Origin of the sequence: Streptomyces sp. NPDC089919 (genome assembly GCF_040684615.1) — a bacterium.
GTDB lineage: Bacteria > Actinomycetota > Actinomycetes > Streptomycetales > Streptomycetaceae > Streptomyces.
On the sequence record NZ_JBFBGK010000114.1, the window covers coordinates 1 to 25986 of the forward strand.

General features: G+C 73.4%; 23 protein-coding genes. 7 read left to right on the forward strand and 16 right to left on the reverse strand.

Annotated elements, in window-relative coordinates; all coding sequences use genetic code 11:
* The 11 genes from AB0O40_RS31880 to AB0O40_RS31930 form a co-directional block, all read right to left on the reverse strand.
* Positions 1–674, reverse strand: a 674-nt coding sequence (locus AB0O40_RS31880; RefSeq protein WP_365048886.1) for an ABC transporter substrate-binding protein, incomplete at its 3' end; no start/stop codon positions are given.
* Between the two features lie 232 nt (positions 675–906).
* The gene (locus AB0O40_RS31885) at positions 907–2238 is read right to left on the reverse strand and encodes a GTP-binding protein (protein WP_365048888.1); all 1332 of its coding nucleotides are present in this window, start codon (positions 2236–2238) and stop codon (positions 907–909) included.
* 2 nt (positions 2239–2240) lie between these two features.
* Positions 2241–3176 carry a sulfate adenylyltransferase subunit CysD gene (gene cysD, locus AB0O40_RS31890; protein WP_365048890.1) on the reverse strand — a complete coding sequence of 312 codons (936 nt, stop codon included), beginning with the start codon at positions 3174–3176 and terminating at the stop codon, positions 2241–2243.
* Positions 3173–3718 (reverse strand): adenylyl-sulfate kinase, encoded by a 546-nt coding sequence (gene cysC, locus AB0O40_RS31895; RefSeq protein WP_365048891.1) that lies wholly within the window; start codon positions 3716–3718, stop codon positions 3173–3175. Before cysC ends, cysD begins: the two co-directional genes overlap by 4 nt.
* Positions 3719–3741: 23 nt before the next feature.
* On the reverse strand, positions 3742–4443 hold the full coding sequence (locus AB0O40_RS31900; RefSeq protein WP_365048893.1) for a phosphoadenylyl-sulfate reductase: 702 nt from the start codon (positions 4441–4443) through the stop codon (positions 3742–3744).
* Positions 4440–4619 (reverse strand): hypothetical protein, encoded by a 180-nt coding sequence (locus AB0O40_RS31905; RefSeq protein ID WP_365048895.1) that lies wholly within the window; start codon positions 4617–4619, stop codon positions 4440–4442. Before AB0O40_RS31905 ends, AB0O40_RS31900 begins: the two co-directional genes overlap by 4 nt.
* The gene (locus AB0O40_RS31910; protein WP_365048897.1) at positions 4616–6313 is read right to left on the reverse strand and encodes a nitrite/sulfite reductase; all 1698 of its coding nucleotides are present in this window, start codon (positions 6311–6313) and stop codon (positions 4616–4618) included. The genes AB0O40_RS31905 and AB0O40_RS31910 overlap by 4 nt, the downstream gene beginning before the upstream one ends.
* A 202-nt stretch (positions 6314–6515) precedes the next feature.
* On the reverse strand, positions 6516–6599 hold the full coding sequence (locus AB0O40_RS31915) for a putative leader peptide (protein ID WP_365048919.1): 84 nt from the start codon (positions 6597–6599) through the stop codon (positions 6516–6518).
* 145 nt (positions 6600–6744) lie between these two features.
* Positions 6745–7308, reverse strand: coding sequence for a GNAT family N-acetyltransferase (locus tag AB0O40_RS31920; protein WP_365048899.1), 564 nt, complete (start codon positions 7306–7308; stop codon positions 6745–6747).
* A 13-nt stretch (positions 7309–7321) separates the two neighbouring features.
* Positions 7322–8587, reverse strand: a complete 1266-nt coding sequence (locus AB0O40_RS31925) for a GAF domain-containing protein (protein ID WP_365048921.1) — start codon at positions 8585–8587, stop codon at positions 7322–7324.
* A 293-nt stretch (positions 8588–8880) separates the two neighbouring features.
* The gene (locus AB0O40_RS31930; protein WP_365048901.1) at positions 8881–10536 is read right to left on the reverse strand and encodes an acyl-CoA dehydrogenase family protein; all 1656 of its coding nucleotides are present in this window, start codon (positions 10534–10536) and stop codon (positions 8881–8883) included.
* A gap of 17 nt (positions 10537–10553) precedes the next feature.
* On the opposite strand from AB0O40_RS31930, the gene AB0O40_RS31935 reads away from it, so the two are divergent.
* Both AB0O40_RS31935 and rsgA read left to right on the forward strand, forming a co-directional pair.
* Entirely contained in the window at positions 10554–11687 is a 1134-nt protein-coding gene (locus AB0O40_RS31935) for a YihY/virulence factor BrkB family protein (RefSeq protein WP_365048903.1), read from the forward strand.
* 345 nt (positions 11688–12032) lie between these two features.
* The gene (rsgA, locus tag AB0O40_RS31940; protein ID WP_365048923.1) at positions 12033–13121 is read left to right on the forward strand and encodes a ribosome small subunit-dependent GTPase A; all 1089 of its coding nucleotides are present in this window, start codon (positions 12033–12035) and stop codon (positions 13119–13121) included.
* Positions 13122–13250: 129 nt separating this feature from the next.
* On the opposite strand, the gene AB0O40_RS31945 is transcribed toward rsgA, so the two are convergent.
* From AB0O40_RS31945 to AB0O40_RS31955, 3 genes are all read right to left on the reverse strand, one after another.
* Complete coding sequence (locus AB0O40_RS31945) at positions 13251–13625, reverse strand: PPOX class F420-dependent oxidoreductase (RefSeq protein WP_365048904.1); 375 nt, start codon at positions 13623–13625, stop codon at positions 13251–13253.
* A gap of 101 nt (positions 13626–13726) precedes the next feature.
* Entirely contained in the window at positions 13727–14209 is a 483-nt protein-coding gene (locus AB0O40_RS31950; protein ID WP_365048906.1) for a DUF456 domain-containing protein, read from the reverse strand.
* 49 nt (positions 14210–14258) lie between these two features.
* The gene (locus tag AB0O40_RS31955; protein WP_365048908.1) at positions 14259–15239 is read right to left on the reverse strand and encodes a helix-turn-helix domain-containing protein; all 981 of its coding nucleotides are present in this window, start codon (positions 15237–15239) and stop codon (positions 14259–14261) included.
* Between the two features lie 212 nt (positions 15240–15451).
* On the opposite strand from AB0O40_RS31955, the gene AB0O40_RS31960 reads away from it, so the two are divergent.
* The 4 genes from AB0O40_RS31960 (at position 15452) to AB0O40_RS31975 (ending at position 23199) form a co-directional block, all read left to right on the forward strand.
* On the forward strand, positions 15452–19225 hold the full coding sequence (locus AB0O40_RS31960; protein WP_365048910.1) for a S8 family peptidase: 3774 nt from the start codon (positions 15452–15454) through the stop codon (positions 19223–19225).
* Between the two features lie 124 nt (positions 19226–19349).
* The gene (locus AB0O40_RS31965; protein WP_365048912.1) at positions 19350–20855 is read left to right on the forward strand and encodes a hypothetical protein; all 1506 of its coding nucleotides are present in this window, start codon (positions 19350–19352) and stop codon (positions 20853–20855) included.
* Between the two features lie 63 nt (positions 20856–20918).
* Positions 20919–22661 (forward strand): pyruvate dehydrogenase, encoded by a 1743-nt coding sequence (locus AB0O40_RS31970; RefSeq protein ID WP_365048913.1) that lies wholly within the window; start codon positions 20919–20921, stop codon positions 22659–22661.
* 172 nt (positions 22662–22833) lie between these two features.
* A complete protein-coding gene (locus tag AB0O40_RS31975; RefSeq protein ID WP_365048925.1) occupies positions 22834–23199 on the forward strand; it encodes an ATP-binding protein in 366 nt (121 codons plus the stop codon).
* A gap of 39 nt (positions 23200–23238) precedes the next feature.
* On the opposite strand, the gene AB0O40_RS31980 is transcribed toward AB0O40_RS31975, so the two are convergent.
* Together AB0O40_RS31980 and AB0O40_RS31985 are read right to left on the reverse strand one after the other, a co-directional pair.
* Positions 23239–24288, reverse strand: coding sequence for a DUF2637 domain-containing protein (locus tag AB0O40_RS31980; protein WP_365048915.1), 1050 nt, complete (start codon positions 24286–24288; stop codon positions 23239–23241).
* Between the two features lie 215 nt (positions 24289–24503).
* Positions 24504–25352, reverse strand: coding sequence for a (2Fe-2S)-binding protein (locus AB0O40_RS31985; protein WP_365048917.1), 849 nt, complete (start codon positions 25350–25352; stop codon positions 24504–24506).
* A gap of 240 nt (positions 25353–25592) precedes the next feature.
* On the opposite strand from AB0O40_RS31985, the gene AB0O40_RS31990 reads away from it, so the two are divergent.
* On the forward strand, positions 25593–25986 hold a 394-nt coding region (locus tag AB0O40_RS31990; RefSeq protein WP_365048926.1), incomplete at its 3' end, for a GntR family transcriptional regulator.

Here is a 25986-nt window from a genome sequence, read left to right on the forward strand (position 1 = left end):
GAGACGAGCTTGGAGGCGGTGGGTTCGGGGACCCAGGCGCCGTCGATGGAGCCGGACTTGTAGGCGTCGGGGGTGACCTTGTTGTCGGTGCGGACCACCGACACGTCGCCCTTGCCGCTCTCGGGGTCGACCTTCCAGCCCTTGGTGCCGATCCAGTTGAGGAAGGCGACGTCCTGGGTGTTCCCCTTCTGGGGAGTGGCGATCTTCTTGCCCTTGACCTCGTCGAGGGTCTTGATCTTGTCCGGGTTCACGACCAGCTTCACGCCGCCTGAGGCCGCACCGGAGATGATCCGCAGGGCCGCGCCCTTGGACTTGACGTAGGCGTTGATCGAGGGCGAGGGGCCGATGAAGCCGATGTCGAGGGAGCCGCCGTTGAGGGCCTCGATCTCGGAAGGGCCGGCGTTGAAGGTCTGCGCGGCCAGCTTCGTGCCGCCCAACTCCTTGGCGATCAGGCCCTCCTGCACACCCACCAGCGCCGTCGCATGGGTCAGGTTCGGGAAGTAGCCGATCCGGACCTCGTCGGCGGAGAGCTTCTTGCCGGTGGCCGCCACGTTCGCCGGCCCGTCCTCCGCGGCCTGGGAGCCGTACCCGCACGAGGCGAGGAGGCCGGCCAGCAGCGGGAGCGCCGCGGCGGCGAGGAGCGGGCGGTGCGGGGAGGTGCGGGTGGCAGGCACGGGAGGGGTTCCTCTCGGAGGCCCGGGACTCACGTACTCCGGATCACTGGTCCGGGTACGCGGCCGGGAAGGCTTCGGATCTTCGCGGGGGCGGGTACGGCGGGAGGGCGCGCGGGCAGTGCGCGTACGTCATCGCACACATCGGCCCACCCCTCCCTGGCCGCTGCCGAGGGCGCCGCTCCCTACCCGGCCGCCCTCCTTCGCGAAGGTGGAGAAGACGTCGGCGGGCACGTCAGAAGTCCCAGCCGTCGTCGGCCGCGTCGGCCTCGGCCGCGGGCTTGGCGGCGAAGGCCTCGCCCGCCATGCCGGCCGTCAGCGTCGTGCCGTCCGCCGGGTCGATCAGCAGGAAGGACCCGGTGCGGCGCGAGGAGGCGTAGGTGTCGAGCGCCAGCGGCTCGGCGGTGCGCACCACGACCCGGCCGATGTCGTTGGCCACCAGCTGCCCGGGCTCCGGGTGCTGGGACAGGTCGTCCAGCGTCAGCTTGGAGGGGATCTCCTTGACGATCGCCTTCACCGTGCGCGTGGTGTGCTTGAGCAGCACCCGGGCGCCCACGGTCAGCGGCTGGTCGGCCACGTGGCAGACGGTCGCCACGACGTCCTGGGTGATCGCCGGCGCGCTGGCGGTCGGCGCGATCAGGTCGCCGCGCGAGATGTCGATGTCGTCCGCCAGCCGCAGCGTCACCGACTGCGGCGCCCAGGCGATGTCCACGCTCTCGCCGAGGGCGTCGATGCCCTCGATCACCGAGGTGCGGCCGGAAGGCAGCACGGTCACGGCCTCGCCGACCCGCAGCACGCCCGAGGCGATCTGGCCCGCGTAGCCGCGGTAGTCGGGGTGCTCGGCGCTCTGCGGGCGGATCACGTACTGCACCGGGAAGCGGGCCGGGCAGGCGGTCAGGTCGTGGCTGACCGGGACGGTCTCCAGGTGCTCCAGCACCGTCGGGCCGCCGTACCAGTCCATGGTCGCGGAGGGCTCGACCACGTTGTCCCCGGCCAGCGCCGAGATCGGGATGGCGGTGATCTCCGGCACGCCCAGCTCCGAGGCGTACGCGGTGAACTCCTCGGCGATCTTCGCGAAGACCTGCTCCTCGAAGTCGACCAGGTCCATCTTGTTGACCGCGAGGACCACGTGCGGGACGCGCAGCAGGGCGGCGACGGCCGCGTGCCGGCGGGTCTGCTCGACCACGCCGTTGCGCGCGTCGACCAGGACCACGGCCAGCTCGGCCGTGGAGGCGCCGGTGACCATGTTCCGGGTGTACTGCACGTGCCCCGGCGTGTCGGCCAGGATGAACCGGCGGCGCGCGGTGGCGAAGTAGCGGTACGCCACGTCGATGGTGATGCCCTGCTCCCGCTCGGCCCGCAGGCCGTCGGTGAGCAGCGCGAGGTCCGGGGCGTCCTGCCCGCGGTCGGCGGAGACCCGCTCCACGGCCTCGAGCTGGTCCTCCAGGACCGACTTCGAGTCGTGCAGCAGGCGGCCGACCAGGGTGGACTTGCCGTCGTCGACGGAACCCGCGGTGGCGAAGCGCAGCAGCGTGGTGGCGCTGAGCTGCTCGGTGGTGCTGGTCATGGCTAGAAGTACCCTTCGCGCTTGCGGTCTTCCATCGCGGCCTCGGACAGCTTGTCGTCCGCCCGGGTCGCGCCCCGCTCGGTGAGGCGGGAGACGGCGATCTCGGCGATCACCGCGTCGAGCGTGGTGGCGTCGGAGTCGACGGCACCGGTGCAGGACATGTCGCCGACCGTCCGGTAGCGGACCAGCCGGGTCTCGACCTGCTCGGTCGCCTTCGGGCCGCCCCACTCGCCGGCGGTCAGCCACATGCCGTTGCGGGTGAAGACCTCGCGCTCGTGGGCGAAGTAGATCTCCGGCAGCTCGATGCCCTCGCGGGCGATGTACTGCCACACGTCCAGCTCGGTCCAGTTGGAGAGCGGGAAGACGCGCACGTGCTCGCCGGCGGCGTGCCGGCCGTTGTAGAGCTGCCACAGCTCGGGGCGCTGGCGGCGCGGGTCCCACTGGGAGAACTCGTCGCGCAGCGAGAACACCCGCTCCTTGGCGCGGGCCTTCTCCTCGTCGCGGCGGCCGCCGCCGAAGACCGCGTCGAACTTCAGCTGCTGGATCGCCTCGGTCAGCGGGACGGTCTGCAGCGGGTTGCGGACCCCGTCGGGCCGCTCGCGCAGCTTGCCGGCGTCGATGTACTCCTGCACCGAGGCCACGTGCAGGCGCAGGTTGTGCTTCGCCACCGCGCGGTCGCGGTACTCGATGACCTCGGGGAAGTTGTGCCCGGTGTCGACGTGCAGCAGCGTGAAGGGGACCGGCGCCGGGGCGAAGGCCTTGAGCGCCAGGTGCAGCATGACGATGGAGTCCTTGCCGCCGGAGAAGAGGATCACCGGCTTCTCGAACTCGCCCGCCACCTCGCGGAAGATGTGCACCGCCTCGGACTCCAGGGAGTCCAGGTGGGACAGCGCGTAGGGAGCGTCGGTGTCCCCGTGCAGGTGGGCGACCGTGGTCATGCCAGACCCCTCTCGTTGAGCAGCGCGAACAGCGACGCCGCGGACTCGGTGACGGACTGGGTGTGCGACTCGATCCGCAGGTCCGGGGCCGTGGGGGCCTCGTACGGGTCGTCGACCCCGGTGAGCCCGGAGATCTCGCCCGCGGCCTGCTTGGCGTAGAGGCCCTTCACGTCCCGCTCGGAGCAGACCTCGACCGGGGTGGCCACGTGCACCTCGAGGTAGGTCGTGCCGGCGGCGGCGTGCCGCTTCGCGACCGCCTCCCGGCTGTCCGCGAAGGGGGCGATCACCGGGACCAGCGCCTTGACGCCGTTGCTCGCGAGCAGTTCGGCGACGAAGCCGATCCGCTGGACGTTGGTGTGCCGGTCCTCGCGGCTGAAGCCGAGGCCCGCGGAAAGGAACTCGCGGATCTCGTCCCCGTCGAGCACCTCCACCCGGTGGCCCTCGCCGCGCAGCCGCTCGGCCAGCGCGTAGGCGATGGTGGTCTTGCCCGCGCTCGGCAGACCGGTCAGCCATACGGTGGCACCCTGGTCCGTCACGCTCATCTGCTTCTCCGTACGTTCCGTCATCAGCCGTGCAGCCCGCACTCGGTCTTGGCCCGGCCCGCCCAGCGGCCGGCGCGGGCGTCCTCGCCCGCCGCGACCCGGCGGGTGCAGGGGGCGCAGCCGACCGAGGCGTAGCCGTCCATCAGCAGCGGGTTGGTGAGCACGCCGTGCTCGGTGACGTAGGCGTCCACGTCGTCCTGGGTCCAGCGGGCGATCGGCGAGACCTTGACCTTCTGCCGCTTCTCGTCCCAGCCGACCACGGGGGTGTTCGCCCGGGTGGGGGACTCCTCGCGGCGCAGGCCGGTGGCCCACGCGTCGTACCCGGTCAGGCCCTCCTCCAGCGGCTTGACCTTGCGCAGCGCGCAGCACAGGTCCGGGTCCCGGTCGTGCAGCTTCGGGCCGTACTCGGCGTCCTGCTCGGCCACGCTCTGGCGGGGGGTGAGGGTGATGACCTTGACGTCCATCACGGCCTCGACCGCGTCGCGGGTGCCGATGGTCTCCTCGAAGTGGTAGCCCGTGTCCAGGAAGACCACGTCCACGCCGGGGCGGACCCGGGCGGCGAGGTGGGCGACCACCGCGTCCTCCATGGAGGAGGTGACGCAGAAGCGCGGGCCGAAGTGCTCCACGGCCCAGGCGAGGATCTCCAGGGCCGAGGCGTCCTCGAGGTCCCGGCCGGCCTGCTCGGCCAGCGCCTTCAGCTCACCGGTCTGCGCAGTCGTCGTCATATCTCTTCCCCTCCAGCGTCGTTGGACTGAAAACCGCGGGCCAGCAGCCCGAGGTACTTCAGCTGGAAGGCTCGATTGCACGACCGGCATTCCCAGGCGCCGTGCCCCTGCTCGTTGGGGAACAGGTCCTCGTCGCCGCAGTACGGGCAGTAGAAGGGGGCGGCGCGCTCGCTCACGACAGGCTCTTCTCGTCGGCGCGGGCGACCCAGGCGGCGAACCGCTCGCCCTCGGTGCGCTCGGCCTCGAAGCGGGTGACCACGCGCTCGACGTAGTCGGGCAGCTCGGCCGAGGTGACCTTGAGGCCGCGGACCTTGCGGCCGAAGCCGGCCTCCAGGCCCAGGGCGCCGCCCAGGTGCACCTGGAAGCCCTCGACCTGGTTGCCCTCGTCGTCCAGGACCAGCTGGCCCTTGAGACCGATGTCCGCCACCTGGATACGGGCGCAGGCGTTCGGGCAGCCGTTGATGTTGATGGTGAGCGGTTCGGCGAAGTCCGGCAGCCGGCGCTCCAGCTCGTCGATCAGCGAGGACCCGCGGTCCTTGGTGTCGACGATGGCCAGCTTGCAGAACTCGATGCCGGTGCAGGCCATGGTGCCGCGCCGGAAGGGGGACGGCTTGACCCGCAGGTCCAGCGCCTCCAGGGCGGAGACCAGCGAGTCGACCTGGGCCTCCTCGACGTCGAGCACGATCATCTTCTGCTCGGCGGTGGTGCGCACCCGGCCCGAGCCGTGGCTCTCCGCGATGTCCGCGATCTTGGTGAGGGTGGCGCCGTCCACGCGGCCGACCCGCGGGGCGAAGCCCACGTAGAAGCGGCCGTCCTTCTGGCGGTGCACGCCGACGTGGTCGCGCCACTGCTGCACCGGCTGGGCCGGGGCGGGGCCGTCGGTCAGCTTGCGCTCCAGGTACTCGTCCTCCAGGACCCGGCGGAACTTCTCCGGGCCCCAGTCGGCGACCAGGAACTTCAGGCGGGCGCGGTTGCGCAGCCGGCGGTAGCCGTAGTCGCGGAAGATCGAGATGACGCCGGTGTAGACGTCCGGGACCTCCTCCAGGGAGACCCAGGTGCCCAGCCGGACGCCCAGCTTGGGGTTGGTGGAGAGGCCGCCGCCGACCCAGACGTCGAAGCCGGGGCCGTGCTCGGGGTGCTCCACGCCGACGAAGGCGATGTCGTTGATCTCGTGGGCCACGTCCAGCAGCGGGGAGCCGGAGACCGCGGACTTGAACTTGCGGGGCAGGTTGGAGAAGTCCTTGTTGCCCACGATGCGGCGGTAGATCTCGTCGATGGCGGGGGTGCCGTCGATGATCTCGTCCTCGGCGATGCCGGCCACCGGCGAGCCCAGGATGACGCGCGGGGTGTCGCCGCAGGCCTCGGTGGTCGACAGGCCGACCGCCTCCAGGCGGTTCCAGATCTCCGGGACGTCCTCGATCCGGATCCAGTGGTACTGGACGTTCTGGCGGTCGGTGACGTCGGCGGTGCCGCGGGCGAACTCCTGCGAGATCTCGCCGATGACCCGCAGCTGCTCGGTGGTCAGCCGGCCGCCGTCGATGCGGACGCGCAGCATGAAGAACTCGTCGTCCAGCTCCTCGGGCTCCAGGATCGCGGTCTTGCCGCCGTCGATCCCGGGCTTGCGCTGGGTGTACAGGCCCCACCAGCGCATGCGTCCGCGCAGGTCGTTGGGGTCGATCGAGTCGAATCCGGCCTTGGAGTAGATCGTCTCAATGCGTGTCCGCACATTGAGACCGTCGTCGTCCTTCTTGAACTGCTCGTTGCCGTTGAGGGGCGTGAAGTGGCCGACGGCCCACTGGCCTTCGCCGCGGTGGCGGCCGGTCTTGCGGCGCGCGGCTGCTGCGGTGGGCTGTTCGGGGGTGGCGGCCATGGCGGTACGTCCTTCAGTGGCGGCGGGGGCAGGGGAAAAGAAGCGGCGGCAATGACCCCGTTACTGCGGTGACCTGCACGGATGCGTGCGGGTGCGGCGAAGCGGGGCCCCGTTTCGGGTACACGGGGGCCTGTTTCGGCCTCAGGGGGATCGACGCGTCCGCGACGACGGGGACGGCGAAAGAGCGGCGTGGCTGGTTCGGTCAGCCCGCCGGACAGATGGCGCTGGACACGCGGCCGAGGTCGACGTGCCGCCGACTCACCAAGGCAATTCCAGCTCCAGTCATGGCGGAAGCGTGGCACGCGGCGCTTGGAGGAGTCCACTAGTGTCCGTCATGTGGACGAGAAGGTCTCGAATCGCGAGACGCTGTGGCGTGGATCACCACAGAAGGGGCCCGGGGGACACCCCCGGGCCCCGTCACGGCCGGGCGGTCAGGCGCCGGGCCAGGGGCCCGGGGTCGGGCCCTCCGCCTTCTCCTCCGTCTCGGTCCGGAAGACCCGGAAGCCGCGGCGCTGGTAGTTGTCCATGGCGGTCGGCCCGTCCTGGCTGCAGGTGTGCACCCACACCCGGCGGGTCGGCTCCCGGTCCGGCCAGCGGTCGGCCAGGTCCCAGGCCCGGGCGGTGCCCACGCTCAGCAGGTGCCCGCCGATGCGCCGGCCGCGGAAGGCCGGCAGCAGGCCGAAGTACATGATCTCCACCACGCCGTCGTCCTGCGGGTCCAGCTCGACGTACCCCGCCGGGGTGCCCCGGTCGTAGGCCACCCAGGTCTCGACCCCGGGGCGGGCCAGGTACTTCGTCCACTCCTCGTAGGAGAGCGCGAGCCGGTCCGTCCAGTGGATGTCCTGGCCGACCGAGGCGTACAGGAAGCGGCTGAACTCGGGCGAGGGCACCTCGGCCCGCTCGATGCGGATGCCGTCGCCGAGGGTGCCGGCCGCGGGGGTGAGGTCCGCGGGCGAGGTCTGCTCCAGCGACCAGGTGGTGAGAGTGATGCTCATGCCCGCCAGGGAATCACGGCCGGCAGCCGGGCCCCAAGCGGGCCCCGACCACGGTGGGCGCCGTGGAGTGCGGCAGCAGCCCGACCGGGTCGGCCGGCGCCAGCACCTCGACCCGCACGTCCTCGGCGAACCGGTACGGCCGGTGCGCCATTACCCCCGCCAGGTGCCGCCGCACCCGCGACAGCTCGGCGCGCACCGTCACGGTCCGGGTCGGGTCGCCGAAGATCTCCGCCGCCAGCTCGGCCGCCGACCAGCCCTCGCGCGGCCCGCCGGGCCCCGAGCGGGACAGCAGGAACAGCAGCTCGGCGTGGCGCGGGCTGAGCTCGTGGGTCCAGCTGCCGGCCGCCCCGGAGACGGTGGCCGTCCACCGGGGCCCGCGCAGGTCCAGCCGCAGCCGGCTGGCCTCGCCGGCGGTCCGCGCCTCCGTGACGCGGATCAGCCAGCCGCCCGGCAGCGGCTCCACCACGCAGTCGCCCAGCGCCGGCAGCCACACCGGACCCGGCCCGAAGGACTTCGGCAGCGGCACCCGCTCCGGGGCGCTCATCCCGGTCACCGCGGCCGGCCAGCCCTGCGCGTCCACCGCCAGCGCCCGGCCGGCCAGCCGGGCCACCAGCGGCGCGGCCACCGTCCGCAGCCCCTCCAGGGCCCGCAGGTGCCGCACCTCCAGCGCGCTCTCCGCCAGCCGGGCCACCGAGGACACCCACGCCAGCGTCGCCGGGTGCATCGTCGCCAGCGGACCACTCACGTCCACCACCCCGAGCAGCCGCCCGTCCCGGGGATCGTGGATCGGGGCTCCGGCGCAGGTCCAGTCGTGATGGCTGCTGACGAAGTGCTCCGCCGAGAAGACCTGGACCGGCCGGCGGGTCACCAGCGCCGTCCCGACGCCGTTGGTGCCCACCACCCGCTCGTCCCAGTCGGCCCCGACCTCGAAGCCCAGCCGGTCCGCCTTCTTGAGGATCGAGGTGTGCCCCTCGCGCCACAGCAGCCGGCCCTCCGCGTCGGCGACGACCATGATGTGCAGCGACTCGTCCAGCGTGGGCAGCAGCCCCTCCCGCAACACCGGCAACACCTCGCGCAGCGGGGAGGCGCCCCGCCGCTGCTCGGTTTCGGCCAAGGTCAGCATCCGCGACCGGTTGTCCCGGTCCGGGTGGACCCCGCGCGCCAGCATCCGGCGCCAGGACTCGGCGATGTCCGGGCGGGGCGCGGCCGGCGGCCGCCGTCCGGACAGCGCGGCGGACCGGATGCCCTTGAGCAGGCGCGACGCCTGCCCGGCATCCATGGCCGAGAGCCTGGCCAAGTCGACAGCGGCGTCGGTCACCGGATCCTCCCCGTACTGAACCGGATTGTGCGTCACGGACCCCGCAACGCACCAGCCTGGTCCGGTCCGGGGCCCGCGCGGCCCGCGCGCGGTAAGGGTTGCAACGGTGTGCAACCCTCGCCAAGTCCCGGTCAGCCGACCGAAACTGTGCGCAACGCCGTTCGACGGTGTTGCAGCTCCTCCTCGGGGCGAAGTGTCGGGGGTGGTGCCGAGTCGGCGCGGTGCCACCCCCTACGCATGCCCGCGAACCGGAATCACCCCGGCAGGATCCGGTCCACGATCGACCCGAGGTCCAGGGTGTGCGGCAGCGTCCCGAAGGACGCCCCGCCGTCCCCGCCCAGCCGCGCCGCGCAGAAGGCGTCCGCCACCTCCGGCGGGGCCCACCGCACCAGCAGTGCCCCCTGGAGCACCAGCGCCATCCGCTCGGCCAGCCGCCGGGCCCGCGCCTCGATGCCCTCCAGGTCGGCCAGCTCGGTCAGCAGCCCCCGGATCGCCGCGTCCAGCCGGTGGTCGGCGCCCCGGGCCCGCCCCACCTCCTGGAGGAAGGCGTTCAGCGCCATCGGCTCGCCCTGGAGGACCCGCAGCACGTCCAGCGCCTGGACGTTGCCCGAGCCCTCCCACAGGGAGTTCAGCGGGGACTCCCGCAGCAGCCGCGGCAGCACCGACTCCTCCACGTACCCGTTGCCGCCCAAGCACTCCAGCGCCTCGGCCACCACCGGGGTGCAGCGCTTGGTCACCCAGAACTTCGCCACCGGCACCGCGATCCGGGCGAAGGCCCGCTCCGCGTCGGTGTCCGCGTCCAGCGCCGCCGCCAGCCGCAGCAGCAGCGTGGTCGCCGCCTCCGACTCCACGGCCAGGTCGGCCAGGACGTTGCGCATCAGCGGTTTGTCGGCCAGCTTCGAGCCGAAGGCGGAACGGTGCGCCGCATGGTGCGCGGCCTGCACCAGCGCCTGGCGCATCAGCGCCGCCGAACCGGCCACGCAGTCGAGCCGGGTGGCGGCCACCATCGGCATGATGGTGCGCAGCCCGCGCTCCTCCTCGCCGACCCGGCGGGCCCAGGTGCCGTCGAACTCCACCTCCGCCGAGGCGTTCGCGCGGTTGCCGAGCTTGTCCTTGAGGCGCTGGAGCCGGAAGGGGTTGCGGCCGCCGTCCGGCAGTACCCGCGGCACCAGGAAGCAGGTCGGCGCGGCGTCGGCCGTGTCGCCGTCCGGGCCGGCCACCTTCGCCAGCACCAGGAAGCCGTCGCTCATCGGCGCCGAGCAGAACCACTTGTGCCCGGTCAGCAGGTACTCGCCGGCCGCGGCCAGCGGCCGGGCGGCCGTGGTGCCGGCCCGTACGTCGCTGCCGCCCTGCTTCTCGGTCATCGCCATGCCGAGCAGGACGCCCGGCTTGGCCGCCACCGGCCGCAGCTCCCGCTCGTACACCCGGGACACGGCCTTCGGCACCCACTCGGCGGCGAGTTCCGGCTCGGCCCGCAGCGCCGGTACCGCCGCGTGGGTCATGGACACCGGGCACAGGTGGGAGGCCTCGGCCTGGGTCCACACGTAGAACCCGGCGGCGCGCCGGACGTGGCCGCCCGGCCGGTCCCAGGCGTCGGTGAGCCCCGAGGACACCGCCCGCCCGAGCAGCCGGTGCCAGGCCGGGTCGAACTCCACCTCGTCGACCCGGTGTCCGGACCGGTCGTGGGTGCGCAGCCGCGGCGTGTTGCGCTCCGCCCGCGCGGCCCACTCCTGGACCTGCGCGGACCCCGCCGCGCGGCCGTTCCAGGCGAGCTCCGCCCGTGCGTCGTCCAGGAGTTCGGGGGGCAGGTGCCGGGCCACCCCCGCCGCCAGTGCAAGATCGGTACCGAAGACGTCGTACCCGGTCAGTGGCGGGACCTGATTGGTCACGGTATGGGTGCTGGGTGCCATGCCGATACGGTAAAGACGTGCAGGCAGCAAACGAAACACCCGAGCCCCCACCGGGGCGGCTCCACAGGGCCAGAGCCCTGTACCGCAACGTCTCCAAGCGCAAGATGGCCTGGCTGCTGCTCAAGGACACGGTCAATTCGTGCATCGAGTACCGCATCCTCGGGCTCGCGGCCGAGGCGGCCTTCTTCACCCTGCTGTCCCTGCCGCCGCTGTTCCTGGGCCTGATCGGCCTGCTCGGCTACGTGGACGGCTGGACCCACGGCACCACCGTCGCCAGCATCGAGGAGAACATCCTCAACGCGGTCGGCACGGTCCTGTCCGACCGGGGCGTCAACGACGTCGCCAAGCCGCTGCTGGACGACGTCACCAGCCGCGGCCGGCCGGACATCATCTCGCTCGGTTTCGCCTTCGCCCTCTGGTCCGGCTCCCGCGCGGTGAACGTCTTCATCGACACCATCACCGTCATGTACGGCCTCGACGGGCACCGCGGCATCGTCAAGACCCGGCTGCTGGCCTTCCTGCTCTACGTCGTCGCCCTGCTGATCGGCGCGGTGGTGCTGCCGCTGATGGTGGTGGGCCCGGACGCGGTGGTGCGGATCGTGCCCTGGAGCACGGAGGTCATCTCCGTCCTGTACTGGCCCACCGTCACGCTGCTGTCGGTGGCCTTCCTGACCACGCTGTACCACGTGTCGGTGCCGGTCCGGTCGCCCTGGATCGAGGACGTGCCGGGGGCGCTGGTCGCCCTCGCCATGTGGGTGCTGGGCAGCTTCCTGTTGCGGATCTACCTCACCAACACCGTCGAGGGGCCGACGATCTACGGCTCACTGGCCGCCCCGGTGGCGGTGCTGCTGTGGATCGGCATCTCGGCCTTCGCGGTGCTCGTGGGGGCCGCGGTCAACGCGGCCATCGACCGGGTGTGGCCCTCGGTGGCCACCGCGGCCGCCCGCGAGGCCAACGAACGCGTCAAGGAGGCCGAGGCGGCCCAGCTGGTGGCCCGGGCGGCGGCCTGGCGGGCGCTGGCCGAGGGCGAGTCGGAGGACGACGAGGACGACGGCGGGATGCCCTCGGAGTTCCCCGAGCGCTGGTCGAAGTTCCTGCCTCCGGACGACGTCCAGGCCCGGCTCCGCAAGGAGAGCCACTGGCGGCACTGAGCGGGTGCGGAAGGAAGCCGGGGGCAGCCGAAAAAGAATTGGCGGCGGCCGCGGGGCCTCCGTTATCGTCGTGACGTGTTCGAGGGGCGCCACGCCCCCGGACCGGTCAAGCCGTTTCACAAGAGCTGGAGGTGGACCTCGATGAGTGTCGTCACGCAGGGCGCTGCCCGCATTCAGAAGCTCGTCTCCGCCATCTCCGTGGCCTCCGGCTGACCTTCACCCTTTCCTCCTTCCGCACCGGCACCGCCGGGCGGCAGTCTCCGCACGGCACCGCCGCGCGGCAGCCGGGGCCACCCTTGTGAAGGGTTCCCCTTGTCTCTCTCCTTCCCGCAGACCGCTTCGTCGATCTCGGACTTCCCCACCCTGCGTGCCCTCGGCTGGGACGACGCCTGGGCCGCGGCCTTCGAGCCGTACGCCGACCAGGGCCTGGTCCCCGGCCGGGTGGTCCGGGTCGACCGCGGCCAGTGCGACCTCGTCACCGAAGCCGGTCCGGTCCGGGCCGACACCGCCTTCGTCACCCCCCACGACCCGCTCCGGGTCATCTGCACCGGCGACTGGGCGGCCGTGGAGGCCCACGGCAACCCGCGCTACGTGAAGGCGTACCTGCCGCGCCGGACCGCCTTCGTGCGCTCCACCTCCTCCCAGCGGTCCGAGGGGCAGATCCTCGCCGCCAACGTCGACCACGCGATCATCGCGGTCTCGCTCGCCCTGGACCCGGACCTCGGGCGCATCGAGCGCTTCCTGGCCCTGGCCTGGGAGTCCGGCGCGCAGCCGCTGCTGGTCCTGACCAAGGCCGACCTGGTGCCGGACCCGGTCACCCTGGCCCACCTGGTGCAGGACGTGGAGTCCGCCGCGCCCGGGGTCCAGGTGCTCACCGTCAGTTCGCACACCGGCGAGGGCACCGACGTGCTGGCCGCGGTGGTCGCCGACGGCACCAGCGTGCTGCTCGGCACCTCCGGCGCGGGCAAGTCCACCCTGGCCAACGCGCTGCTGGGGGCGGACGTCATGGACGTCCAGGCCACCCGCGACGTCGACGGCAAGGGCCGGCACACCACGACCACCCGCAACCTGCTCGCCCTGCCGGGCGGGGGCGTACTGATCGACACGCCGGGGCTGCGCGGCGTCGGCCTGTGGGACGCCGAGGCGGGCGTGGGCCAGGTCTTCTCGGAGATCGAGGAGTACGCGGCCCGCTGCCGCTTCCAGGACTGCGCCCACGAGGCGGAGCCCGGCTGCGCGGTGCTGGCCGCCCTCGACAGCGGTGAACTCCCGCACCGGCGGCTGGAGAGCTACCGCAAGCTGCTGCGCGAGAACCAGCGCATCGTCGCCAAGACCGACGCCCGGCTGCGGGCCGACCTCCGCCGCGACTGGAAGATGAAGAGCTCCGAGGGCCGCGCCAACTACGCCGCCAAGCGGGGCGGCCGGACGGACTACTGAGGCGGGGTGGCGGTCGCCTGACGTCCGGCGTGGCTGCGTCCGGCGTTCGTGCGGCTGCCGTCCGTTCGCCGCTCGTCGGCGTCGTACGGCCTACCCGGCGGCCGCCCCCCCGTGGGCGGTCGCCGGGTGTCAGTCCAGGCCCCAGCTGTGGATGCGGCGGGGGTGGATGGCGATGACCTCCTGGCTGAAGTGGGGGCCCAGGTCGTGCGGGCCGGTGCGCAGCTCGGCCTCGCCGCGGATCTCGACACCGCGGACCCGCCAGGGCCGGGTGCTCGCCAGGTCGTCCACGACCAGGGCGAGCTTCCGGTTCGCGAGCAGATTGCGCCACTTCTTCGAGTCCCCCATGGCCATCCCGCCGACCAGGACCGTCCCGTCCTCCTGCGGGAAGAACCCCACCGGATTGGCCTGCGGCTGGCCCGCGGCGTCCACCGTGGCCAACCGCCCGAGCCGCTGTTCCGCGAGATACGCGCGCTCGGCTTCCGTGAAGCCGTCGAAGTCCCTCATGCCCATCAGCTTCGCCGGGGGAGGGGCCCGGGCGCATCGGGCTGGGGGCTTAGGTCTGGGGGAGGGGGGCTTCGGGGGCGGGCGATCGGGATGCGCGGGGGTCAGCCCCAGAGGACGGCGCCCAGCCAGGCGCCGGCTACGAGGAGGCAGGCGAAGAGCTCGACCAGGACGCTCGTGCCGACGGCGCGCATGACGACGCGGGTGGAGGCGGCGGCCTCGCCCCGGCTGCCCAGGCGCAGCCGCTCGCACAAGTAGATCCCGCCCACGAAGCCCGGTACCGCCCCCAGCACCGGCAGCAGGAAGAAGCCCAGCAGCGCGCCGCAGCCCGCGTAGACCACCATCCGCCGGGTGACCCCCGTGCCGCGCAGGTGGCGCGGCGGCAGCAGCCACTTCACCACCTGGATCACCAGCAGCAGCGCCGTCGAGCCCACCAGCAGCACCCACGCCAGCCCGGTCCGCTCGTGCAGGCACCACCACAGCAGCCCCGCCCAGACCAGCCAGGTGCCCGGCACGCCCGGCACCAGCACGCCGAGGACCCCCAGCAGCAGCACCAGGCCCACCAGGAGTTGCTCGGGCAGGTCCATTGCATCAGCCTGCCGGACCGACTGCCGTCGGGCCACCCAAGCGCGCTGGTCAGCGGGCCACCCAGCCCCGTTCGTACGCGTGCCAGCCGAGCTGGAGGCGGGTGGTCACCCCGGTCAGCTCCATCAGGCCCTTGACGCGGCGCTGCACGGTCCGCAGGCCGAGGTCCAGGTGCTTGGCCACGCTGGCGTCCGTCATGCCCGACAGCAGCAGCGACAGGATCTGCAGGTCCGCGGTGTCCGGTACGGAGGTGTCCTCGGCCACCTGGCCCGAGGGGCCCAGCCGCAGCGGCAGCGCCTGCCGCCAGACCGCCTCGAAGAGGCCCATCAGCGACTCCAGCAGTCCGCTGGCGTGCACCACCAGCGCGGCCGGCTCGGCGCTGCCGCGGCCGGTCAGGGGCACCATCGCCAGGCTCCGGTCCGCGATCACCAGCTTGGTCGGCACCCGCCCGATGACCCGGACCTGCTCGCCCCGGCCGAGCGCGGTGGTGGCCTCCACCAGGCCGTTCGGCAGGCCGAGCACGTCCCGCTCGATCACCACCCGGTACTCCACCCCGCGGTCCGCCGCCCGCTCCTCGGCCTCGTTGTCGGTACCGGTGACCACCTGGGGCTGCCCGGTGACCAGCGCGCACACTTCCTCGGCCGCACCGAGCTGGAGCTGGACGAAACGGTGCGCCACTGCGCTGGCCCCGGTCACCACCTCGACCAGGTCGTGCACGGCCGGCTCCGCCGCCTCCGCCCGGTACTCCTCGGCCAGCAGGGCCGCCGCCAGCTCGGCCTGCTCCAGCTCGTGCCGCTGCTGGGTCAGCAGCGCCCCCAGGGCCACCCCGGGCGGGGCGGCCACCCAGCGGCCCGGCCGGGCCGAGGACTGCGCGGCGAGGCCGTGCCGCTCCAGGTGCCGCAGCGCGCGTTCGGTCTGCGGCACCGGCAGCGTCAGCCGGTGCGCCAGATCGGGCGTCTCGGCCGCCCCCAGGGCGACCAGCACGCGATAAGCGGACTCCTGAGCCTCATCGAGACCTAGGGCACCCAACACCCCAACCACCCCTCCCTCCGGCGCCGCGGGACCGGGTCCCGCGGCGGAAAACAGCCACGGCGCAAACCCGCCGGGGAACATCATCACCGCACCGGGTGCCGCTCTGCCAAGGTTGCGCCACCGCAGCACCAACATCCGCTGGTCACAAGCCATTTGGCGTGTCCGATTACCGCCGCTTGGCCATGTAGGCCGGAATTGACCCTGGGAGAGCGATGCGCCCGATAACGCGTACGGCGTTGGGGATGGCCACCACGGCCGTCCTCGCCGTCACCGCGGTCGCCCCGTCCACCGCGCTGGCACAGCCGGCACCGCACGGAAGCGGAAGCCCGGCGAAGCACCCGCTGGTGGGCAGCGAGAGCGCCGCCCAGCGGCGCACCGGCCCGGTCACGGTGACCCTCGTCACCGGCGACCGCGTGCTGGTGAGCACCGACGCGGCCGGCCGCACCGCCGCCACCGCGCTGCCCCGCGAGGACGGCAGCCAGCCGCTCGTCCAGACCCGCCAGTCGGGCAAGGACCTGTACGTCTACCCGCAGAGCGCCGTCGCGGCCCTCGCCGCCGGCAAGGTCGACGAGCGCCTGTTCAACGTCACCGGCCTCATCCGGCAGGGCTACGACGACGCGCACACCAAGAAGCTCCCGCTGATCGCCGTCTACGACGGAGGCGTCGACGTCTCCCGCAGCGCCCCGGCCGCCCCCAGCGGCGCCGAGCGGCGCGCGGTCCTCGACTCCGTCGACGCGGTGGCCCTCACCGCCGACAAGCAGCAGGCGGCGCGCTTCTGGGCGGACCTCCAGAACCCCCGCTCGCGCACCACCAACCGGCTCAAGAAGCTCTGGCTGGACGGCAAGACCCAGGCCACCCTCGAGCGCTCCACCCGGCAGATCAACGCCACCCGCGCCTGGGCCGCCGGCTACGACGGCAAGGGCACCAAGGTCGCCGTCCTCGACACCGGCGCCGACGCCGAGCACCCCGACCTCAAGGGCCGGATCGCCGCCACCGAGAACTTCACCGACTCGGACAGCGCCGACGACCACCAGGGCCACGGCACCCACACCATCTCCACCGTCGGCGGCTCCGGCGCCGCCAGCCACGGCGCGAAGCGGGGCGTCGCCCCCGGCACCCAGCTCATGAACGGCAAGGTCCTCAACGACCAGGGCTTCGGCCAGGACTCGTGGATCATCGCCGGCATGGAGTGGGCCGTCGCCAACAAGGCCGACGTGGTCTCCATGAGCCTGGGCAACCCCTCCGAGACCGACTGCACCGACCCGATGAGCCAGGCCGCCGAACGCCTCGCGCAGAGCACCGGCACCCTCTTCGTCATCGCCGCGGGCAACGCCGGACCCGGCCCGAACACCGTCTCCTCGCCGGGCTGCGCGCCCAGCGTGCTGACCGTCGGCGCGGTGGACCGGGACGACTCCACGGCCTCCTTCTCCAGCCGCGGCCCGGCCGGCCTGGCGCACACCCTCAAGCCCGAGATCGCCGCCCCCGGCGTGAACATCTCCGCGGCCAACGCGGGCGGCCGGGGCGTGTACGCCTACCAGTCGATGTCCGGTACCTCGATGGCCACCCCGCACGTCGCGGGCGCCGCCGCCATCGTCAAGCAGCGCCACCCCGACTGGAGCGCCCAGCAGATCAAGGCGGCCCTGGTCTCCTCCGCGAACCCGCGGATCCCCGGCGACGCCCACCAGACCGGCGGCGGCCGGCTCGACGTCTACGCCGCCATCACCACCACGGTCACCGGCGCCCCCGCCGTCCAGGGCGGCAGCTTCAACTGGCCCCAGGACCGCACCGACCGCACCACCGCCTGGCTGCCGTACACCAACTCCGGCACCAAGCCCGTCACCCTCGACCTCGCCCTCCAGCAGGTCACCGGCAACGACGGCTCGGCCGTCCGGGCCCCGGTCGCGCGGCTCGGCAAGCGCACCGTCACCGTCCCGGCCGGCGCGACCGTCAAGGTCCCGCTCGCCCTGGACCCGACCGCGCACCTCACCCGCGCCCAGTACGGCGACATCACCGGCCGGGTGCTGGCCACCGCGGGCAGCACCACCGTCTCCACCCCCTTCTCGCTGTACGTCCAGCCGGAGACGGTCACCCTGCGGGTCAAGCTGGTCGACCGGGCCGGCCACCCGGCCGACGGCCCCTCGTCCGTGGACCTCATCGGCACCGACGACGCCAGCGGCGAGCGCCGCTTCAACGAGGGCTCGGCCGACCAGGTCTACCGGGTCCGCCCGGGCTCGTACTTCCTCTCCAGCTTCATCGCCACCCCCGACGCCGGCCCGGACCCGACGCTGCTGGACTCGGTCAGCTACCTCGGCCGCCCGCAGCTCGAGGTCCGCAAGGCGATGACCGTCGTCCTCGACGCCCGCAAGGCCGCCCGGCTGAAGGTCGCCGCCGACCGGCCCGCCGAGGTCCGCAGCGGCACCCTGTCCTTCGCCCGCACCTGGGGCGACAACTGGATGCACGCCGGCACCGCCCAGGGCGGCCGGACCCTGCGCGGGTACTACGCCTCGGTCGACGCCCGGCCCGCGCACGGGACCTTCGAGTTCGGCAGCTACTGGCGCGCCGCCGCGCCGCTGGTCTCCGAACTGAAGGCGGTCGGCGGCCCGGTGCTGCACCCGATCACCGCCAGCACCGGCAGCGACAACCTCGACGGCCGGAGCCGCGCCGCCCTGGTCGACGCCAAGACCGGCACCCCCGCGGAGCTGGCCGCGGCCGGCGTCAAGGGGGCCGTCGCGCTGGTCGCCACCGACGGGACCAACACCTACGAACTGGCCCGGGACGCCCAGGCGGCCGGGGCCAGGGCCCTCCTGCTGTACCGGGGCACCCCCGGCCGCTGGACCGCCTTCACCGGCTACGCCGGCGGCTCCCTGCCCACCCTGACGATCGAGGCGGCCGAGGCGCAGGCGCTGCTGGCCCGGCTGGCCGGCGGCAAGGTCACCCTCGCCTGGCAGGCCACGGCGAAGAGCCCGTACGTCTACAACCTGGCCTTCCCGGAGACCGGGGCGGTGCGCGGTGACCGCACCTACCGGGTGCACGACCGGCAGCTCGGCGCGGTCCGCGCCACGTACCGCTCGATGGGCGTGGCCGCCGACTTCATCGACATGGTCGGCGCCTACCGGCCGCTGGGCCAGGCGGTGTTCTTCGGCAGCCTGGACACCGTCGCGGTGCCCGGCGCCCGCACCGAGTTCTACACCGCCGGACCCACGGCCTGGGACCACATGGTCGCCAGCAGCTTCCCGTGGGGCGAGTTCATGACGGACCGCCAGCGCACCTATAAGGCGGCCGCCGGGCGCACCGAGAGCTGGTACGACGGCGTGGTCGGGCCGGTCGCCCCGCGCGCCGCCGACGGCGGCGAGCTGCTGGCCGCCGAACGGCAGGGCAACCTGATCGGCTTCGCCTCCGCGATGTGGGGCGACCGGGACCACTACGCCCAGCCGGGCGGCTTCGGCGACATCGGCAGCCTTCAGCTGAAGCGCGACGGCGAGGTCATCGGCGACAGCTGGTCCCCCTCCGGCGTCTTCGAGGTGCCCGCCGAGGACGGTACGTACGAACTGACGCAGAGCATCGAGAAGATAGGCCAGCCGGCCCGGGTGTGGCAGCGGTCCACCGCCGTCCAGACCACCTGGACCTTCCGCTCGCACCTCGACGAGAACGCCTACTCGCAGCCGCTGGGCATCCTCTTCCCGCGGATCTCCCTGCCGGAGGACGGCGCGAAGACGGTCGCGGCCCGCAACGGCCTCCGGCTCGGCCTCGGCGCCTCGGGCCACGCCGGCTACCAGCCCGGGAAGCTGGTCGCGGCCAAGCTGTCGTACTCCTACGACGGCGAGCAGTGGACCGAGGCCCGGACGGTGCGCAGCGGCTCCGGCTGGAGCGCGGTGGTGGACCACGCCGGTGCCACCGGCAAGTCGGTCTCGCTGAAGCTCGAACTCACCGACGCCAACGGCAACTCGGTGACCCAGACGGTGGCCCAGGCGTACGCAGTGCGCTAGCCGTCCGTCCGCAGACCGGTCCGCCGGGCGATCTTCCCGTGGGGGGTGTGATCGCCCGGCGGACCCGTTTCTTTGACGACCTTTCAGAGGTTTTCGCCCGCCTTCCGCGGTGGACAATAAGGGCATGAGTCAGCAGGGGGACGCGGACGACTGGTGGCGGAACCTCTACGAGGACTTCCCGCCGGACTCCTCGCCGCCGTCCGGAGAGTCCCTGGACGCCCACTTCCACGCGGCGTCCCACCTCAGCGCGCCGCCCGCGGCGCCGCCCGCGCCGGGGGTGCCGCCCGCCCGGCCGGAGCCGGCGGCCGGGCCGCCCGCGCCCGACCCGCACCAGGCCGGGGGGCTGCCGCCGCGGCCCCGGGCACCCTGGGAGGCGCCGCCGGGCGCCCCGCCGGGCGCGCCGCCCGAGGCCGGGTCGCCGCCCGTGCCGCCGTCCGGGCCCGCGGAGCCGCCGCCGACGGTGGTGGACCTCGCGGTACCGGCGCCCGGGGCGGAGGCGGGGCCACCGGCCGGACCGGAGCCGGCGGTACCGCCCCCGCCCGAGGCGCCGCCCGCCGCCCCCGGGGACGGCCGGCTCGCCGGGGAGACCTCGCAGGGCCAGGGCCACGCGCCCGGGCTGCCCGCGCAGCGCAGCGGGCCGCCGCCGGTGCTGCCGCCGGTACCGCCGCCCGGGGCCGCGGGCGGGCCGGAAGGGACCGTGGCCGGGCCGCCGGCCGTGCCACCGCCGCCCGCCGAGCCGCCCGCGCCACCGGCCGGCGCCGCGCCCGGGCACCCGCACCGGCCGGTGGTCCCGGGCCATCCGCACCGGCCGGTGGTGCGCTACCTCGGGGACCGGCCGCCGACCTACGAGGGCGAGCCCGGGGTACTGCCCAGGACCGACCCGGCCGGGCTGGAGGCGCTGGTGCACGACACCGTCCTCGAAGGCGCCCGGTACGGCCGCTACACCCTGCGGGCCGCCTCCGTGCGCGGGGACTCGGCCCGCTACCGCGGCGAGGTCCGCCGGGACTGCCTGCTCACGGCCCGCTTCGGCGGCGGGGACAACGCCCTGGTGCTGATCGCCGTGGCCGGCGGCGACCGGGCCGTGCCGGGCGCCCCCCAGGCCGACGCCGAGCTGTGCCGCTGGATCGCCGGGGCGATCGGCCGCAGCCAGGAGCGGCTGGGGGACGACATCCGGGCCGGCCGCCGCGACGACCTCCGCTCGGGCCTGCAGCGCCTCACCGACCGCGCGTACGGCCGGCTGCGCTCCCAGGAGTACCCGGAACCGACCGGCCTGCGCTGCCTGCTGCTGCCGATCGACCCCGAATGCCACACCCGCATCGCCTTCGGCACCGGCGAGGGCGGGGCCTTCCGGCTCCGTGGCGGGGCCTGGGAGGACCTGGAGGACGGCCGCGCCGAGGGGTCCTTCCGGTTCCGGGCCTCGCTGGCCCGGCCCGGGGACACCCTGCTCGTGTGCTCCGCCGGACTGGCCGAACCGATGCGGGAGGAGCCGCTGCTCCCGGAGGCGCTGTCCGGCCGCTGGGGCCCGGCGGCCGGCGGACCGCCCGGCCTTGCCACCTTCCTCGCCGACACGCAGCTGCGCGTCAAGGGGTACGCCGACGACCGCACGGCCGCCGCGGTCTGGGAGGCGTAACCGCCGGGATGATGAGTTGATGGGAGGCGCACACACCGCCGGAGCGGAAGGGCGCCCCCTGTCATGGCCAAGCAGAACGTGGCGGAGCAGTTCGTCGACACCCTGGTCCGCGCCGGGGTGCAGCGGCTGTACGGCGTGGTCGGCGACAGCCTCAACCCCGTCGTCGACGCCATCCGCCGGACCGGCGGCATCGAGTGGATCCAGGTCCGGCACGAGGAGACCGCGGCCTTCGCGGCCGGTGCCGAGGCCCAGGTCACCGGCCGGCTGGCGGCCTGCGCGGGCTCCTGCGGGCCCGGCAACCTGCACCTGATCAACGGCCTCTACGACGCCCACCGCTCGATGGCCCCGGTGCTCGCCCTGGCCTCGCACATCCCGTCCGCCGAGATCGGCCTGGGCTACTTCCAGGAGACCCATCCGGACCAGCTCTTCCGCGAGTGCTCCCACTACAGCGAGCTGATCTCCAACCCGCGCCAGATGCCCCGGCTGCTGCAGAGCGCCATCGCGCACGCCGTCGGGCGCAGCGGCGTCAGCGTGGTCGCGCTGCCCGGGGACGTCGCCTCCCAGCCGGCCCCGGACAAGCCCGCCGAGCAGGCCCTGATCACCGCCCGGCCCTCGGTCCGGCCCGGCGACGCGGAGATCGAGAAGCTGGCCCGGCTGATCGACGAGGCCGACCGGGTGACGCTCTTCTGCGGCAGCGGCACCGCCGGGGCGCACGCCGAGGTGATGCAGTTCGCCGAGCGCGTCAAGTCGCCCGTGGGGCACGCCCTGCGCGGCAAGGAGTGGATCCAGTACGACAACCCGTACGACGTGGGGATGAGCGGGCTGCTCGGCTACGGCGCGGCCTACGAGGCCACGCACGAGTGCGACCTGCTGATCCTGCTGGGCACGGACTTCCCGTACAACGCCTTCCTGCCGGACGACGTGAAGATCGCCCAGGTGGACGTCCGGCCCGAGAACCTGGGCCGGCGCTGCCGGCTGGACCTCGCCGTCTGGGGGGACGTACGGGAGACGCTGCGCTCGCTGACCCCGCGGGTGCGGGCCAAGACCGACCGGCGCTTCCTCGACAAGATGCTCAAGAAGCACGCCGACGCGCTCGAGGGCGTGGTCAAGGCGTACACGCGCAAGGTGGAGAAGCACACCCCCATCCACCCCGAGTACGTCGCGTCCGTCCTGGACGAACTGGCCTCCGACGACGCGGTGTTCACGGTGGACACGGGAATGTGCAACGTGTGGGCGGCGCGCTATCTCTCCCCCAACGGCCGGCGCCGTATCATCGGCTCCTTCAGTCACGGATCGATGGCCAACGCGCTGCCCCAGGCGATCGGGGCGCAGTTCAGCGACCGGGGCCGGCAGGTGATCTCGATGTCGGGCGACGGCGGGTTCTCCATGCTGATGGGAGATTTCCTCACCCTCGTGCAGTACGACCTGCCCGTCAAAGTAATCCTGTTCAACAACTCATCCCTGGGCATGGTCGAGTTGGAGATGCTCGTATCCGGTCTGCCGTCGTACGGGACGACCAACCACAACCCGGACTTCGCCGCGATCGCCCGCGCCGCCGGGGCGTACGGGGTGCGGGTGGAGAAGCCCAAGCACCTCGCCGGGGCGCTGAAGGACGCCCTGGCACACAGGGGACCTGCACTGGTGGACGTGGTGACCGATCCCAACGCCCTGTCCATCCCGCCGCGGATCAGCGCCGAGATGGTGACCGGATTCGCCCTCTCGGCCAGCAAGATCGTGCTCGACGGCGGGGTCGGCCGGATGCTCCAGATGGCCCGAGCCAACCTCCGCAACGTACCGCGGCCGTAGCCCGCGGTGACCGGCAGGAGTGTGCGGTCCCGCGCGGGGCATGCATCCCGTAGACCTGTTCGAGGAAGGGGTGACGTTCGCCGTGCGGGTGGGGGCGAAGACCGGCAAGCAGGGGAGAAGGGGGCTGCCCGCGGCGCGGGAGCCGGCCGACGAGGAGGGAACGGAACTGCGCATGAGCCGCACCCTGCGGCGCGCCGACCTACGGGCCGTGGGTGAGGTCCGGGCGGCGCTGCGGGAGTTACTGCGGCATTGGGGGAGGCCCGAATCGACCGACGTGGCCGAGCTGTTGGCCACCGAACTGGTCACCAACGCACTCGTCCACACCGACCAGGGCGCCGAGGTCACCGCGACCCTCGCCGCCGCCCGGCTCCGGGTGGAGGTCCGGGACCACACCGCCAAGCACCCCAGATCGCTCGTACCGGCCGCCGACGACGGTACGAGCGGACGGGGGCTGCTGCTGGTGCAGGCCCTGGCCGACGACTGGGGCGTGAGCCTCCAGGGGGCCGGGAAGGTGGTCTGGTTCGAACTGGACGGCTGAGGGGCACCGCTCGCGCGATGCCCCTCAGCCGTGCCGGGATCAGCCGAACTGCTGCTCCAGATCCTTCAGTTTGCGCTCCAGTGAGTCGAGGCGGGGGATGGTCTGGGTGTCGTCCTCCGCCGTCAGGTCCACGGTCCGCGACTCAGGGGAGCCGAGGCCGCCGACGGCCTGCAGGGAGGGCCGCTGCAACAGGGGCAGTTGTCCCGGTTCCGCTATGGCGGGCTCCGCGCCGACCGGCGCGGAGCCCGAGCCGGTGGTCAGACCCGGCACCTCCACCTGCCGGCCGCGGGGCCGGCCGAAGGCGCGGTTCTGACGTCCTATGGCCTTCAGGTGGGCCCGTTCCAGGCGCTGTTGCTCGCGGCGGCGCAACCGGGTCTGCTCCTTCTCCCGCTTGTCTTCGCGGACCTCCTCGACCGCCTCGTCGAGGGTGCGGACGCCCTCCAGCAGCATCAGCGACCAGGCGCCGAAGGTCTCGCGGGGCGCCCGCAGCCAGCGGACGATCCGGATCTGCGGCAACGGCCGTGGAACCAGGCCCTGTTCGCGCAGGGCCGCCCGGCGGGTCTGCTTGAGGGCCCGGTCGAAGAGCACGGCGGCGGACAGGGACATCCCGGAGAAGAACTGCGGCGCCCCGTCGTGGCCCAGGCCCCGCGGCGCGTGCACCCAGTTGAACCAGGCCGCCGCCCCGGCGAACATCCACACCAGCAGCCGGGAGCCGAGGGCCGCGTCGCCGTGGCTGGCCTCGCGGACGGCGAGCACCGAGCAGAACATGGCCGCGCCGTCCAGGCCGAAGGGGACCAGGAACTCCCAGCCGCCCGAGAGGTTGAGGTTCTGCCGGCCGAAGCCGACCAGGCCGTGGAAGGAGAGCGCCGCCGCCACCGCGGCGCAGCAGAAGAGCAGGACATACGAGGCGGTGCCGTAGACGGCCTCCTTGCGCCGCCGCCGCTCCTCGCTGCGCTCCCAACTGTCCTCGGCCGCCGCCTTCTCACCCTCGCGCCGGCCGCGCGCCAGCACCGCCACTGCCGCAAGCACGCCCAGGATCAGCAGGCTGCCGGGCAGCAGCCAGTCCAGCGATATGTCGGTCAGTCTCATCCGGTGTCCCTTGCATCGCGTGAGCGGCGTTCGGGCGACATAGTGGCGGATCGGCTCGGGGGCGCACGCGGGTTTCGGGGCAAGAGAACGCCAATGAGGTGCGCGGACCTCCGGATAGGGCGATCTGTCTCGAACTCCAGCTCGCCTCATGGGAGTTGAGTTCGATTATTCGCATCAGTTCGGGTGGAGTGGCAGGGCCGGCCGGGTGGTGCGGCTCAGCAGGCCGCTTCCTCCGTCATGCGGCGCAGCCGCTCGGCGTCCGAGGTGCGCGGGCAGGACAGACAGGTGTCCGCGGGGTCCAGGGTGTAGGAGAGGCAGCAGCTGACCCGGTCGCGGGTGGGCAGTTCGCGGCCGTCGGGGGCGGTCAGGTTCCGGAAGCCGGGCGCCCCGGTGTAGGGGGCGGCCTGGTTGGCGGGGAGCAGCAGCTCGAGCTCGGCCCGGGCCCGGTCCTCCTCGCCCAGTCGCTGCGCGAGGTACCAGAGGCCGTCGACCACCTCGTCGGTGGCCATGCCCCACTGGGCGCGCCGGCCGCGGCGCAGCCGGGGCCCGAAGCCGTCGAGCAGCGGGGCGAAGTGCGCGGCCACCGCTGTCCGCACCTCCGCCCGCAGTCCGGCCTCGTCGGCCACCACCCGGGCGCCGGGCAGGCCGGCCGCCGGGTCGTCCGGCAGGCAGGCGAAGCCCTCGGTCCGGACGGCCAGTCGGCGCTCGGTCCGGTGGAAGGCGGTGCCCGCGACCGGGACCGTGGGCACCCGTCGGAGCAGGAACCACGGGGCCGTCACGAGCAGGCAGGCGTACCAGGCGTACCGGTGCAGGCCGAAGCCGGCGATCACGTCGGGGCGGCCCCGGCGGCCGTGGTCGCGCAGGACCTGCGCGTCGTCCCAGGCGAGGAAGGCGGCCAGGGCGTCCCCGCCCGCGGCGAGCTCGTCCGCACCGACCCAGCCGGCACCGCGCGGGACCGGATCGCAGGCGGACAGCTCGGTGACCCGCATCCCGGGCACGGCCGCCGTCAGTCGCGCGTACGCCTCCGACACCGGAGAGCCGGCGGTGAGGGTGGCTACGGGCATGACGGGATCCCCCCGGGTTGAATTCAGGTAAGGCTTACCTTAGCTGAAATGGGGGGCGGGGAACAGGGCGGGGTCCGCCCGGACCGGCGGCGGGCGGGGTGCCTGGTGGGTTCGTACGGTCCTCTCGGCGGGCGTCGTCGCAGGTGGGGGCGGATCGCCTATCCTCGGGGAGGAGCCCGGAACCACCAGGAGGACCGCGTGCCAGAGACGGCCTCCCGCTCGGACGAACCGGGCGTGCCGGTGCTCGTGCCGTTCCAGGCGGTGCCCGGGTCCGGCTCCCAGAAGGTCGCCCGGCACTCGGTGCGCGGGCAGATCCTCGACGCGCTGCGGACGGCACTCGTCGACGGCGAGCTGGTGCCCGGCGAGATCTACTCCGGGCCCGCGCTGGGCGAGCGCTTCGGCGTCTCCGCGACGCCGGTGCGCGAGGCGATGCAGCAGCTGGCGGTCGAAGGGGCCGTGGAGTGCCTGCCCAACCGCGGCTTCCGGGTGATCGAGCGGACCGCGCGCGAGCTGGCGGAGCTGGCGGAGGTACGGGCTCCGCACGACCAGACCCGCCACGTGGTCGGTGACCATGTCCAGCAGGCCGGCCGCGGCCTCGGCGTCGCCGAGCACCAGGAAATTGAGGGTCAGGCCG

Bases quoted from the DNA above. Each gene is read 5' to 3' on its own strand.
- AB0O40_RS31885 (WP_365048888.1), bottom strand. From the start codon at position 2,238: ATGACCAGCACCACCGAGCAGCTCAGCGCCACCACGCTGCTGCGCTTC.
- cysD (WP_365048890.1), bottom strand. From the start codon at position 3,176: ATGACCACGGTCGCCCACCTGCACGGGGACACCGACGCTCCCTACGCG.
- cysC (WP_365048891.1), bottom strand. From the start codon at position 3,718: ATGAGCGTGACGGACCAGGGTGCCACCGTATGGCTGACCGGTCTGCCG.
- AB0O40_RS31900 (WP_365048893.1), bottom strand. From the start codon at position 4,443: ATGACGACGACTGCGCAGACCGGTGAGCTGAAGGCGCTGGCCGAGCAG.
- AB0O40_RS31910 (WP_365048897.1), bottom strand. From the start codon at position 6,313: ATGGCCGCCACCCCCGAACAGCCCACCGCAGCAGCCGCGCGCCGCAAG.
- AB0O40_RS31915 (WP_365048919.1), bottom strand. From the start codon at position 6,599: ATGACTGGAGCTGGAATTGCCTTGGTGAGTCGGCGGCACGTCGACCTC.
- AB0O40_RS31920 (WP_365048899.1), bottom strand. From the start codon at position 7,308: ATGAGCATCACTCTCACCACCTGGTCGCTGGAGCAGACCTCGCCCGCG.
- AB0O40_RS31925 (WP_365048921.1), bottom strand. From the start codon at position 8,587: ATGGATGCCGGGCAGGCGTCGCGCCTGCTCAAGGGCATCCGGTCCGCC.
- AB0O40_RS31930 (WP_365048901.1), bottom strand. From the start codon at position 10,536: ATGGCACCCAGCACCCATACCGTGACCAATCAGGTCCCGCCACTGACC.
- AB0O40_RS31945 (WP_365048904.1), bottom strand. From the start codon at position 13,625: ATGAGGGACTTCGACGGCTTCACGGAAGCCGAGCGCGCGTATCTCGCG.
- AB0O40_RS31950 (WP_365048906.1), bottom strand. From the start codon at position 14,209: ATGGACCTGCCCGAGCAACTCCTGGTGGGCCTGGTGCTGCTGCTGGGG.
- AB0O40_RS31960 (WP_365048910.1), top strand. From the start codon at position 15,452: ATGCGCCCGATAACGCGTACGGCGTTGGGGATGGCCACCACGGCCGTC.
- AB0O40_RS31965 (WP_365048912.1), top strand. From the start codon at position 19,350: ATGAGTCAGCAGGGGGACGCGGACGACTGGTGGCGGAACCTCTACGAG.
- AB0O40_RS31970 (WP_365048913.1), top strand. From the start codon at position 20,919: ATGGCCAAGCAGAACGTGGCGGAGCAGTTCGTCGACACCCTGGTCCGC.
- AB0O40_RS31975 (WP_365048925.1), top strand. From the start codon at position 22,834: ATGAGCCGCACCCTGCGGCGCGCCGACCTACGGGCCGTGGGTGAGGTC.
- AB0O40_RS31980 (WP_365048915.1), bottom strand. From the start codon at position 24,288: ATGAGACTGACCGACATATCGCTGGACTGGCTGCTGCCCGGCAGCCTG.
- AB0O40_RS31985 (WP_365048917.1), bottom strand. From the start codon at position 25,352: ATGCCCGTAGCCACCCTCACCGCCGGCTCTCCGGTGTCGGAGGCGTAC.